Source organism: Chroococcidiopsis sp. SAG 2025 (genome assembly GCF_032860985.1).
Taxonomy (GTDB): Bacteria; Cyanobacteriota; Cyanobacteriia; order Cyanobacteriales; family Chroococcidiopsidaceae; genus Chroococcidiopsis.
This window is the reverse complement of the sequence record NZ_JAOCNC010000002.1, coordinates 23,520-35,886: the sequence shown is the minus strand read 5'-3', so window position 1 is coordinate 35,886 and position 12,367 is coordinate 23,520. Positions and strand designations below refer to the sequence as shown.

Annotated in this window: 8 protein-coding genes and 6 pseudogenes; 7 read left to right on the top strand and 7 right to left on the bottom strand. The window is 44.4% G+C overall.

Annotated features, from left to right (window positions below; all coding sequences use genetic code 11):
- Nucleotides 1-499: 499 nt before the first annotated feature.
- Nucleotides 500-2,149: an NAD(P)/FAD-dependent oxidoreductase gene (locus tag N4J56_RS32610; RefSeq protein WP_317110809.1), complete on the top strand. Its 1,650-nt coding sequence runs from the start codon at nucleotides 500-502 to the stop codon at nucleotides 2,147-2,149.
- Nucleotides 2,150-2,641: 492 nt separating this feature from the next.
- Here N4J56_RS32610 and N4J56_RS32605 read toward each other — a convergent pair.
- Nucleotides 2,642-2,911: pseudogene (locus tag N4J56_RS32605) on the bottom strand (transposase); the annotation flags it as partial.
- A 48-nt stretch (nucleotides 2,912-2,959) separates the two neighbouring features.
- Complete coding sequence (locus N4J56_RS32600; protein WP_317110808.1) at nucleotides 2,960-3,778, bottom strand: IS1 family transposase; 819 nt, start codon at nucleotides 3,776-3,778, stop codon at nucleotides 2,960-2,962.
- 264 nt (nucleotides 3,779-4,042) lie between these two features.
- Here N4J56_RS32600 and N4J56_RS32595 point away from each other — a divergent pair.
- Together N4J56_RS32595 and istB are read left to right on the top strand one after the other, a co-directional pair.
- A pseudogene (locus N4J56_RS32595) lies at nucleotides 4,043-4,576 on the top strand (ISAs1 family transposase); the annotation flags it as partial.
- Nucleotides 4,577-4,889: 313 nt separating this feature from the next.
- Nucleotides 4,890-5,624, top strand: coding sequence for an IS21-like element helper ATPase IstB (istB, locus tag N4J56_RS32590; RefSeq protein WP_317111287.1), 735 nt, complete (start codon nucleotides 4,890-4,892; stop codon nucleotides 5,622-5,624).
- A 295-nt stretch (nucleotides 5,625-5,919) separates the two neighbouring features.
- Here the strand turns inward: istB and N4J56_RS32585 are convergent.
- Nucleotides 5,920-6,749, bottom strand: a protein-coding gene (locus N4J56_RS32585) for an IS1 family transposase (RefSeq protein WP_317110807.1) whose coding sequence is annotated in 2 segments (ribosomal slippage) — nucleotides 5,920-6,405 and nucleotides 6,408-6,749 — 828 coding nt in all. Because the reading frame shifts where the segments join, the coding sequence is not laid out codon by codon here.
- A gap of 120 nt (nucleotides 6,750-6,869) precedes the next feature.
- Here N4J56_RS32585 and N4J56_RS32580 point away from each other — a divergent pair.
- The 4 genes and pseudogenes from N4J56_RS32580 to N4J56_RS32570 all read left to right on the top strand — a co-directional run.
- Nucleotides 6,870-7,376, top strand: coding sequence for a transposase (locus tag N4J56_RS32580; protein ID WP_317110806.1), 507 nt, complete (start codon nucleotides 6,870-6,872; stop codon nucleotides 7,374-7,376).
- Nucleotides 7,364-7,489 (top strand): annotated as a pseudogene (locus N4J56_RS41430) (hypothetical protein); the annotation flags it as partial. The gene N4J56_RS32580 and the pseudogene N4J56_RS41430, both read left to right, overlap by 13 nt.
- A 25-nt stretch (nucleotides 7,490-7,514) precedes the next feature.
- Nucleotides 7,515-7,919, top strand: a complete 405-nt coding sequence (locus N4J56_RS32575; RefSeq protein ID WP_317110804.1) for a hypothetical protein — start codon at nucleotides 7,515-7,517, stop codon at nucleotides 7,917-7,919.
- 360 nt (nucleotides 7,920-8,279) lie between these two features.
- A pseudogene (locus N4J56_RS32570) lies at nucleotides 8,280-10,451 on the top strand (Tn3 family transposase); the annotation flags it as partial.
- Between the two features lie 171 nt (nucleotides 10,452-10,622).
- On the opposite strand, the gene N4J56_RS32565 reads toward N4J56_RS32570, so the two are convergent.
- The 4 genes and pseudogenes from N4J56_RS32565 to N4J56_RS32555 form a co-directional block, all read right to left on the bottom strand.
- Entirely contained in the window at nucleotides 10,623-10,886 is a 264-nt protein-coding gene (locus N4J56_RS32565) for an HNH endonuclease (RefSeq protein ID WP_317110802.1), read from the bottom strand.
- Between the two features lie 150 nt (nucleotides 10,887-11,036).
- Nucleotides 11,037-11,180, bottom strand: a pseudogene (locus tag N4J56_RS41425) (group II intron maturase-specific domain-containing protein); the annotation flags it as partial.
- A gap of 8 nt (nucleotides 11,181-11,188) precedes the next feature.
- A pseudogene (locus tag N4J56_RS32560) lies at nucleotides 11,189-11,890 on the bottom strand (reverse transcriptase/maturase family protein); the annotation flags it as partial.
- 47 nt (nucleotides 11,891-11,937) lie between these two features.
- On the bottom strand, nucleotides 11,938-12,336 hold the full coding sequence (locus N4J56_RS32555) for a reverse transcriptase N-terminal domain-containing protein (protein WP_317110801.1): 399 nt from the start codon (nucleotides 12,334-12,336) through the stop codon (nucleotides 11,938-11,940).
- Nucleotides 12,337-12,367 lie beyond the last annotated feature (31 nt).

Below are 12,367 nucleotides of genomic sequence, written 5' to 3'. Positions count from 1 at the left end.
GCGGCTGATAATTCCTTGTACGACCCTAGACTAATATGGAGCTGAAAGATCCTTTCGGTTTTTAAAATAATCGTTGGCAATCAATATTACATTGGTTTGATAAATCTTATAAACAACCGAACTAGAATTTCTACTGTCTTAACTCTAATTGACGTTAAGTAAGTAGAAATCAACAACTTTATCCAAACTAGCTTTGGTTATCTGAATCTACTCGAGCTTGCCAAGCAAAATCTTACAGAAGTATTGAACTGAACGAAAATGCTTTGGGATTGCTATTGTTGAGCTAGCCTCAACAGTAGCGAGCGATCTTCCTGCGGGAACAATAACCATTGTATGTTCCGAGCGCCTTTTCAATCACTAAAAAAGTATTCTCTGGTGGTTTTTTGGTAGGAAACAGCTTCTTCCAAATTTCTCCTAATCGCCGCTATCCAGACATAAGTACAACACTATGTTGTTAGGCTCTTTGCTCTGTCAAATTCTCATAAGCTAAGGAGACATCATGGCACATACGCCAAAGTTTCGCCAATTCATGCGAACCTTACAGAAGGCGCAGCGGGAAAACCTCATGGCTGAAGGGAAATCTCCGCCGCTGACCAAACGGCAGGTTGGATGGACGCGCCGGCGCTGGCTCAAACTAGCAGCCCTTGCTACAGGGACAGCACTGACTACTAATGTGTTGCCTGATTTAGAAGCGGCTTGGAGTCGAGAGAGAAGGAACCCCAAAATTGCGATCGTTGGCGCTGGCATTGCCGGATTAAATGCAGCATATCAGCTCAAAAAGGCTGGCTTGACGGCTTCTGTTTATGAAGCTAGGCAGCGATTAGGAGGGCGCATACACTCAGTTACTGATGCTGTAGGCGAAGGTTTGGTGCTCGATTTAGGCGGTCATTTCATTAATACAAATCATGCAGATATGTTGGAGCTGGCAAGTGAATTCGGTCTGAAACTATTTAATCGGAATGAGGATGCTGCCAGATTTCCCTTTCCTAAAGAAGCTTACTATTTCGATGGAAAAATCCGCTCTGAAGCGGAAGTTGCGGATAAACTGCGTCCGCTCGCACGGCAAATCTCTGATGATGCCGACTTATTAGATAAAGACTACAAGAAGTTTGCACCGATGTTCGATCGGATATCCGTTACCAGTTATCTAGACAAACACGCCGACAAGATTCCAGAGCCTTTTATCCGCGCACTGATCGAAGATACGATCCGCACGGAGTTTGGTACCGAACCTAAAGAGGCTCCAGTACTGCTACTGCTATTTCTTCTGCCTGCGGTAGATGGAGACAAAGTAGAGGTATTGGGTGATTCTGATGAAACTTTTGTGGTCGAGGGTGGTAGTGGCAGAATTATCGATAGTCTGGCACAGGCTCTACCAGGACAGATTCTTTCTGGTATGCGCCTAACCCAGATTCAGTCTCGTGGTAGTGGCTTTCGTCTGACCTTTTTTGGCAATTACATTGTCGATGCCGATTACGTCATTGTCGCGATTCCTTTCACCGTACTGCGAGAGGTGAAAATCCAAGTTGAGTTGCCAAAGAGGTTAAGGCGTTTCATTCACGAAGCGATTCTCAGCTCGAATGAAAAGCTAGAGGCTGGATTTGACCAGAGAGTTTGGCGGCGGGAAAATGGATTTGTTCAGGAGGTCTGGACCGATCTGGAATTCTCTGAAGTTTGGGATGCAACCCAGCGGCAAGCAGACAGGAAGGATGGAGTGCTGACTTTCTTCCTTGGAGGTCATCAAGCCATAGCGGTTCAATCTGGCAGCGCTCAGTCACAAGGCAAGAAGTTTGTAGATCTGTTTGAGAATATCATCCCAGGAGCCAAGGGAGCGGCGAACGGAAGCTTTTTGCGAACTCAATGGACTCAAGATCCTTTCACCAAAGGTGCTTATAGTAGCTTTAAGCTCGGACAGCTGACTGAGTTTGCCGACTTTTTCTACATTGAATCGGACGATTCCGAAGAACGCCAAGATGTCAATGTCGGGAATTTGATCTTTGCCGGAGAACATGTAAGCGACGAATTCAGTGGATACATGAATGGCGGTGCTCAAACTGGTCGACTCGCGGCTGCAACCGTGCTCGAAAGAATCCAAGCACAACAAAGGATTTTGCCACGAAAACTAGTGAAAAACAAAGGAACGGCTTGATTAGACTCAATTAAGCAACAACACCGAAAATTTGAGGAGAAAAAGCGGTACCTATTTGTCCTCAACTACTTTTTCTAATAACCCAACCATTCAGCTAATATTCCTCTTCCAAGATTTGCTGCAATTGATCTAGAAGTAATAACAATCGCCTTTGCTGCTTAGGAGTGCAGACATCTCGACGATTGCTAGCCAGCGACTCTCGGATCTGCCGAGAGATAGTTTCGATCTGAGTTAATATAGCAATCTGGATCTCAAGTACGTTTTGCAGCGGCAGCTCCTCAACGTCTTGTCGATTGGAGTGGGGTGAAGTACTAATGAGTCTAAGGCTGACTCACTCGCCAGTTGCTTGTTTTAGCTGCTCTGGATGAGTTAGCGGCACGATTTGAACTTTCTGTGACTCTGTCTCTAATTCTAGTCGCTCACAAGAGCTGTTCTCGCTGGTAGGACTCGAATTGTGATGATTTAATATTGCACCAGCTTTAGAGCTGATTTCTAAAGGAAAGATAAAGCTGCTAATCGTCGAGTCATTAAGCGAATTAGAGAACCGTAAATCATGGCTTCGCTCGACTCGCTATGCAGTTCATAATCCTTGCTGAGGCGACGATATCGATTTAACCATCCGAATGTGCGTTCTACAATCCACCGCTTCGGCAAGACTTCAAAGGTTTTGGCAATGCGTTCAATCACTTCAACCCGTGCTCCACAAATTTGCTTGACAACTCGTGTGAAGTTTTCACCTCCATAACCTTGATCTACCCAAATTACTTCGGTTTGAGCTAATTGGTAGTGATATGGAAGTAGTGGTGAGGCTCAAATCCGGTCTAGCTCTGCATTGTAGCCATGAATGAAGTACCAAACAGCTCCAATGTGATTGTTCAGCTTTTTGGAGAACGATAGGCTTTCTCTCACCAGTCGAGAAACTCTTTGTCTGAAGGTATTATTCAATCGCTCAATGTGATTAGTTAGACCCGTTTCTTTACCAACAGCTTTATGACGTTTAGGGGGAATAACTGTTTTATAAGCCTGCCAAAAATCTGTATAGGAGAAGGCACATTGCTGATAAACCTCTGGTAAAGAAGCCCACAATTTACGGGCTGATTTTCTGGTTCTATCTCCGACAAAACAACCGAGAATTTTTCGAGAATTACGGTCAATTGCTAGCCAGATATAAATCTCGTTTTTCTTGTTATCAACAAATGACCATAGCTCGTCACATTCAATCACCAATTTGCCTAGTGATTTGACTGAAACCTTTACCTGGCGGGGAGTTTGATCTAGCCTTTGATTGACATAATCTTGTAACCAAGACCAACTTACTTGAGCCACCCTGGCAATTCCCCGCAATGATATTCTCTCCAGCAAGAGCCGATCGATCAGCTGCTTAGTTTCCTCTGAAACAGGCGAGTTAGTCGGATTAACAACAAATTGGTGACCACAGAGCTTACACTGATATTTGGGCTTGCCACTGTGAGTTGAACCATTTTTGATTACATGTTCAGAGCCACAGGTAGGACAGACTCGTTCCGAAGGTTCTTCACATATTTTTTGGGATGGTTCTATCGCCTCTAGTGTTAATTTAGGCAGTAGTAATACGAATGGATAAAGTAAGAATGCTAAAATTGTTGTCATCAAAAATACCGAATTGCGAGTGATTATATAAGAATCATTTGCATTAGCTAATATTATACAGGATACTGATGGGGTAAGGGTTCTACTTCACCACTACTTCCATATCACTACCGCATACATAGTAGAGAGAGGATTAATTTTAGACTCCTACGAAGTAGACCAGAAAACAAACGAAATCAAAGCGCTACCCCAATTCATTAAACAAATGGCTCAAAAGGGAGTTGTATTTGCCTTTGATGCCATCAATACTCAAAAAAAACTTGCCAGTTAATTGTTGAAAGCGGCAATGATTACCTTGGCGCACTTAAGGGGAATCAGTCAGGATTGTTGTCAGAGGTCAAAGCTAATTTCCAGAGCGAACAACAATATACACAGGAAAACAACGGACACGGGCGCGTGGAAAAGCGCATCGTTAGTATTTGTCACTGCAATTATGGGATTCGAGATTGGCCTGGACTAAAGACTTTAATTCAAGTTGAATCTCACAGAACAACTACAACAGAAAAGACAATTGAAACTCGATACTACGTTTCTAGTTTGACAGAGAATGCTAAAGAATTTTCTCAGCGTCTTCGGGGCTACTGGGACGTAGAAAATAAAGTCCATTACGTTAAGGATGTCACTCAAGGAGAAGATAAATCGAGAATTAGAACAATCCCGCTGGTTCAGATTTGGGCATTAGCTCGGAATTTTGCGCTGAATCTGTACCGTTCTAATCAGTTTCAAAATATGGCTCGAACTCAGCGACATTGTTCTTTTGGTTTAGAATTCCTCAAACAAATTTTCAGAATGAAATAGCCCTGAGAACTGACTGCTCAATTCGACCTGGATACGGCTGCCGTCTTAATAGTTGAATCCTTGTACATTGCGGCAACCCAAAACCAGGAAGCGGCTGTGGCTGATTATTTAGAACGAGAATTAAAGGCTCAAACCTTAACTCTAAAGGGACTCCAACAGCAATTTCGGCAGGATTGTCCTGAGAGTTTTCCACAATTGACCGTTACACAACATGACCTTTCCAGCTATGACCAACTCATTGAGTCCAAACCCCACGAACACAATCCCCAGTCCGATTTCCCCAATAACAGCCCCCATTCCTCACCAGCAGCTAATTCTTTACCTCAAGCAACTGCGACTGACTCACATGCTCGCTCACTGGGAATCATTGGAACACCAAGCTATGCAGGAGCAATGGTCTTATGCCAAATTCTTACTGGCATTATGCGAACAGGAAACACATCGCCGCAACGATCTCCGGTTACAACGAAGCCTGTCCGAGGCTCAACTCCCCAGCGCAAAAAGTTTTTCCAACTTTGATTTTACTCATTGTCCTAACTTCAATCCTGCTCCATTAATGCAGTTGGCTGAAGATACTACTTGGTTGGAGCGAGCTGGAAATTGTCTGATTTTTGGTCCATCTGGGGTGGGAAAAACTCATCTGGCTGCTGGCTTGACTCGTCGGATGGTGGAGTTGGGCAAGCGGGCTAAGTTCTTTGCGGCTAATGCTCTAGTCCAGGAGTTACAGCATACTAAATTACAACTGCAACTGCCAGCTTTGCTCAGGAAGCTCGACCGTTTTGACTTGCTAGTTCTTGACGATCTGGGCTATGTCAAGAAGTCTGAGGCAGAAACTTCGGTATTGTTTGAGTTGATTGCTCATCGCTATGAGCGCAAAAGTCTACTCATTACTGCCAATCAGCCTTTCAGTCAGTGGGATGCGATTTTTTCCGATTCGATGATGACGGTTGCTGCTGTAGACCGCTTGGTGCATCATGGCACGATCTTTGAGATTAAGTCTGATAGTTATCGTCGTCAAGCTGCAACCGAGCGCTTGAGCAATTCTTAATCATCCTAAGCGATCTATTTTTTGGTATTTCTATTCGCTTGCGATCTGAACTTGTCGTTTCGATCTGAACTTCCTTTTCGCGTCAACTACCCGACAATAATCTGTCGCGACACGCAAAACACTTGACATTTAACAACTCCTGGCTAAATTTAACTCCTTGATGTCTTTTGGGGATGCCAAGCGATTGTTATCAGGCATTGCGAGCAGTAAGGTAAAGTCCTTTGCCGCACAAGCAAAAGCATTGGATATTTCAGAGTTTCAAGATCTAAAACTCCCCAAACGCCGCGATTGTGCCTCAGCAAAGTGTGGGATAAACAGCAATATCTTCCCAAGTCCAAGGTTCTGAGGTTAGGTCTGCCCTTTGAGCAGCTGTAGTCCCTAAACGAGAATGCACCCAAATCCAGTTGAAGTAGCTGATAAGTAAGCGTAGGGTAACTTTGGTTTGCTGCCATAACTTGCTGAATTTGTTCTGTCTTCGATGCCAGCGCCCAGTTTGTTGACGTACAATGCCATTGGTTCGCTCTAACCGTTGCGTCAGTGCTTTACTAATGTAATGCTCGACCTCATCATCAAATACTCGTTCGTAGCCACCCCAGCCATCCGTATGCCATTCTTTGCAATTGGTCTTAGCTTGGGTGCTGTGTACTAATTCTTCCGCCAACTCATCTGTATGCTTTCCTACACGGCCAGCGAGAATCAAACCGTTTAATTGAGTTAAGCTGAGGGCAATCCAACAATCTCCTACTTCGAGTTCTTCTGGCAGGCACTGTCGTTGTTTTTTTCCACAAATGACCATAATTCGTCCGCCGCAATCGCATCTGTCTCGACATTTTGTACTTCGGCGTTGTGAGCCAGTTGTGCTTTTTGGCTTGCAGCTCGGATCAAACTGACTCCTGTGTTGTAGGACAGCCCGCTTACCCGACTAATACCACGTAAGCTGGTGCCCTCACAATGCGATTGCAAAACAATCCGCACTTTTTCCTCACTCACTTGCCGACGATAGTAAATTGTGTCAAAGGTGTTGGTAAATGTTTGCTTACAGTTTGAGCAACGGTATCGTTGGCTACCTTTACTGGTTTTCCCGTGTTTATGAGCTTTGGGATGACTACATAAAGGACAATGCATAGTTTTTTAGAACATTTTACTATGCCCTGGTTTTACAAACCCACACTTGCTTGAGTCACTATCAACGTATTACAGTTGTAGATAAGCTAAACTAGATTTGTAAGGAAATACAGTTTAGCAATGCTTGATACATCCAACGTGTTTTTAACAGGTGTTGTATTAGAAGCGCTCTCCCAATGGAGCAGTAGATTGAAAGCGTTTCAGCAAAAACTGGGAAAGCACTTCGCTCGTTCTGAAGCACGTCTTGCAGCGTATGACTATATCCAGGCACTACTAAGCCCAGTTGAGCGGAAGAATGGATGGCAAATGGCAGAACAGGTAGGGTATAGCAATCCCTATCGCTTCCAACATTTACTAGGACGGGCGCAGTGGAACGCGGACGCAGTGTGTGCAGAAATTAGAAAGTATGCAGTGGAGCATTTGAAGAGTGAAACAGATATTTTGGCAATTGATGAAACAGGTTTTCTGAAGCAAGGAGAGCAGTCAGTAGGCGTACAGGTGCAGTATTATGGCACAACTGGACATTTGGAGAATTGCCAGGTAGGTGTGTTCATGTCCTACATTAGCGACAAAGGACATACGTTGATCGATCGCCGTTTGTATCTACCGCGCACATGGATGGAGTGAAGATCAAAAGCAAACGTAAGAAGGGAGCAGTTCCAAAATCAATCACATTTGCGACTAAACCTCAACTAGCACAACAGATGTTGGAATCAGCTTTTAAAGACGGAATACGTCCCGCCTGGTTTGTTGCTGATGAGGTTTATGGCAACGATGGTTCATTGTGGTGGTGGCTGGAAAAGACTGCTAAACAACCGTATATACACGGTCAGCAAGAAGCAGCCTGTAGTTATTGGCTGGCAACGTTATCAAGCCCAAGAACTGTTACCTCAGCCGGACAGCCAGCAGCTGTGGCAACGTCTTAGCTGTGGAGCTGGCAGTAAGGGAGAAAGATACTATGACTGGGCGAAAGTGCCAGTTAATTGTGACAGATCAGATGGTTTTCAACGTTGGTTATTGTTCCGCCGCTCTCTAGAACACCCTGAAGATCCTCGCGTCAGCTACTATCAAGTATTTGCTAAGAGCGATACTACCCTAGAAACGATGGTTCAAATCGCCAGCAAAGGTGGCGGATTGAGGAGTGCTTTAAATTTGCTAAAGACCAGCTAGGTTTAGGAGAGTACGAAGTTCGTTCCTGGCATGGTTGGCATCGACACATCACCCTCGTCCTGGCTGCTCAAATATTTCTCACCGTCTTACGACACTCTTGTGAGCCTGCTATTCACCCTCTACCCCCTTTACCTCTAGTAACAACTGGCAGTCTAACTGCGTTCAAAGCGGCACGAGGTTTATTGTCCGACTAAGTATCTGGGAGATGAAGCGGTGGGTATCTCGATTCTTGTTTCCCACATTCTGGTGTCTTGAACACGTTTTGCGTTGGTCTTATTGGCGCAGATCTCATCAAGCTACTGCTCGTTACTACCATTACCAAAAGCGAATTCATTCTTCTATTTATCTACAACTGTAATACAACGCCGCACCTTACTGCTGTGCCTACTGTACCAGGCTCAGGTTAAAACACGAGACCATTTGGTGGAAATGTTTCTCAAACGTCTGCAAACTATCCATAACAACGCTAAAGCCAAGCTGGTCGAGTTGCGAGAAAAGCATCTGGCGCAGACTGAAGCTTTGCTTGGAGTTTTGGCGCAAATATTATCTGTTTCTAGCGAGAGCATTGACGATGCAGCTTTAGGACAACAAGTGCAATCCGTCTTCACCAATCATGGAGGTCCACAACTGTTGTTAGAGCAGTGTGAAGAGATTGCAGCTTACAACAGTGACAATCACTTACCCCTATTATGGCAGTTTTATTCTCGCTACCGTAAGCTTCTGTTTGGACTGGTTCGGTCATTGGATATCCGTTCTATGACCCAAGACCAATCACTGATGTCAGCCCTAACTTTTGTGCTTGAGCAGGAACATCGACGAGGTAAGTGCTTGCCTTTCGATATTGATTTGAGTTTTATCGGTGATAAATGGCGACGGTTGGTAGTCAAACGCCAAGACGATACTGAAGTTTTGGTTCGCCAACAACTAGAGATTTGCGTCTTCACATATTTGGCACTGGAGTTAAAGACGGGAGATGCTTGTGTAGAAGGGTCAGAAAACTATGCGGATTTCCGTCAGGAGTTGCTCACTTGGAATGAGTGTGAACCAATGATGGAAAAATATTGCCATGAACTTGGCATTCCCTCAAATTCAGAAGATTTTGTCTTGCATTTGCAACGGTTGCTCACTCAAACAGTAGAATCCGTAGACCAAATCTGTTCTGATGGTCAGCAGGTTACTATCAGCAAGGATGGGGAACCTGTACTTAAACGCATTCCTGCCCAAGAAAAACCTGATGGGGCAGCAGCATTAGAAGCAGCTATTTTGCAACGCCTGCCAGAGCGCAGTGTCCTGGATATCCTTTGCAATGTTGAGCATTGGCTCAACTGGACACGACATTTTGGTCCCTTGTCTGGTTCAGAACCCAAAATGGAGCAACCAATGGAACGCTATATTCTCACAACCTTTGGCTACGGCTGTAACCTGGGACCGAATCAAACGGCTCGTCACACCCGAGGGCTGGTATCTTCCCACATGCTTTCCTACACCAACCGCCGTCACGTTTCCACCGAGACACTACAAGCAGCAATCCGGGATATCATCAACGCCTACAATCGTCTCTCACTCCCAAAGTGTTGGGGTAGTGGGACTCGGGCAGCGGCGGATGGTAGTAAGTTTGAGATCTACGAAAACAACCTGCTGTCAGAGTACCACATCCGCTACGGCGGTTATGGTGGTATTGCTTATCACCACGTTTCCGATCAATACATTGCTTTGTTTACACATTTCATCACCTGTGGTGTTTGGGAAGCAGTGTATATTTTGGACGGGTTACTGAAGAACATTTCGGATATTCAACCGGACACGCTGCACGCAGATACTCAAGGACAGTCTACACCTGTGTTTGCGCTGTCGTATCTCCTAGGGATTAAATTAATGCCACGCATCCGTAACTGGAAGGATTTCACCTTTTTCCGTCCTACTCAGGACTCAGTATACAAATATATTGACCCGTTGTTTAAAGGTGTGGTGGACTGGAAGCTCATCAAGACCCACTGGCAAGACCTGATGTGAGTGGTGCTGTCAATCAAGGCGGGTAAGCTGATGCCTTCCACAATACTTCGCAAACTAGGTAGCTACAGCCGTAAGAACCGTCTTTATCAAGCTTTTCGAGAGTTAGGGCAGGTGGTACGAACAATTTTTTTACTGTAATATATCTCTGACCGAGGGCTGCGCCAACAGATCACTGCCTGTACTAACATTGTGGAGGGGTATAACCATTTTCTAGATTGGTTGTTTATTGGGAAAGATGGCATGATTACAGAAAATGACCCCCAAGAGCAGGAAAAGCGAGTTAAATACCTTGATTTAGTGGCAAGTGCGGTTATTCTCCAAAATGCGTTTGATATGTCAAAGGCAATTCAAGCTTTGAGTCTAGAGGGATACCCTATTCACCAAAAGGAAATTGCCACTCTCAGCCCTTACGTTACCAGACACCTCAAACGGTACGGAGACTGCGTAGTGGATTTGCATAACATCCCACAGCCATTAGAGGGAGCAATACTCCTCCCCATCGAAATTATTGAAAGCTAGATATAGCAACCGTTTACAGCGAAGTGGCGCTTTTGATAGGGTCGAGGGGAACATTACTGTTCCACCCCTCCCGTCCGAAACCGTGCGTGAAGGTTGTCCCTTCACACGGCTACTCAATGTGTTTCCCTATTGTCATTACGGGACTTCAGACTGCCATCATTGGCAGTTTTATTATCGTGGCAATGACGATGTAATAATTGGAGATTTTTGCCATTCCTTCTTACCTCCACAGGAAATGGGTTGAATATGGTCAATTTCCAATAAATCGCCTTCTCGAAAATGTAAATCGCACCAAGCACATTTACCCTTTTGTACTTTCAGAAGCTTTGCTTTGGTGCTAGGCATCTGGGGGTGTTTGCTTAGTCTTAAACTCCAGTAAATTAAGTCACCATCAAAAGGACTTTTATCACCCAGGACTTTGACATAATTGTTCACGCTGGAGTGAAATTCACTATGTGTTAGTAATCGTAAAGGATTACTTTCTGACCTAGTGGTGAATACCCAATGGTTATCACCTATGGTGTGCCAGTATTTTTGATGACCCTTATTAATGCTTCCGGTTTGTCTTTTAGCCCATCTTCTTAAACGAAGATAGGTGATTCTATCTAACCGGGCAAAATCCCCAGTAGTTCCGGCATCTGAGACTCTATAATATGAAGCCCATCCCCTGATAATAGGGTTAAGGTCTTTGATTAGTTCCGCTTGAGAACGAGACCTATGTTTTGTGATGATGCTTTTTATATCCTGTTTATGAGTCTCAATTGCCTTCTTTGAAGGGGTAATGAGGGTGATGAAACCAAGACGAGTACCTTGACTGTTTTATTGTCTCGGTACTTCCCCACTTTTACTTGTTGAATGTGGTGTCCCAAAAAATCAAATCCTGGTTGACCATCCTCACTCAAGTGTGGATCTAGCGTATGTGCTATTCGGGTCTTTTCTGGTTTCAATTCTAAGCCAATGCCTTTGAGCCAATCTTTAATGATTTCTTCACATCTTTTAATGACCGCTAAGGATTCATTTAAGACCACAAAATCGTCCGCATACCTAATACAGGTTGCTCGGGAGATTTCGCAGCCAAATTTGCTTTTAGCCCCTCTGATTTTTCCGGCTGAATTAGCAGGAAATTCCTGGTTTATCAGGCTTTCTAATCCATGTAAGGCGATGGATGATAATAATGGCGAAAGTACGCCACCTTGAGGTGTTCCAGCCTTAGTGACTACAAAAACTCCTGAATCTATCACTCCCGATTTTAGCCAAGCTTTGATTTGTTGCCTGACTGAACCGTTCATGTTTAACTTCAGAAGTAATGCTTCCTGATTTATCCGGTCAAAACACTGCGAAATATCTGCATCTAAGACAAATTTAGGTTTTGATACTATGCAGTTTTTGATGTGTTTGATAGCATCTTGAGCTGACCTTCCGGGTCGAAAACCATAGGTTGATGGCTCAAATCGAGCTTCCCATTCTGGCTCAAGGGTAGCTTTTACTACCGCTTGTAGGCACGGTCAAAAATAGTGGGTATCGAGAGCGGTCTAAATTCGGTTTTCCCTGGTTTTGGTATCCATATCCTACGTGTAGGTTTGGATTTACCATTAATGAATAGACCCCTTGCCAAGTCAAAACGTGCTGCTGGGGATAGTGATTTAATCCCATCCACTCCTGCGGTCTTTTTCCCTTGGTTGTCTTGTGTTACCCTTCTTACCGCTAGTACCCGATTCGACCAAGACCTCATTAGCGTTTGCTGAAGTTTACGGACTCGCTTGATATCACCACAACGTGAAGCGGCGTAGATGCGTTTTTGCAACTTAAAGACGGATTTTTCGACTTGGTGCCAATTAATACGAATCCATCCCTCAGTATTCTCGATTGAATCTGACTTAGGCATATCCATTACTACTTACACCCCTAGCTCTATA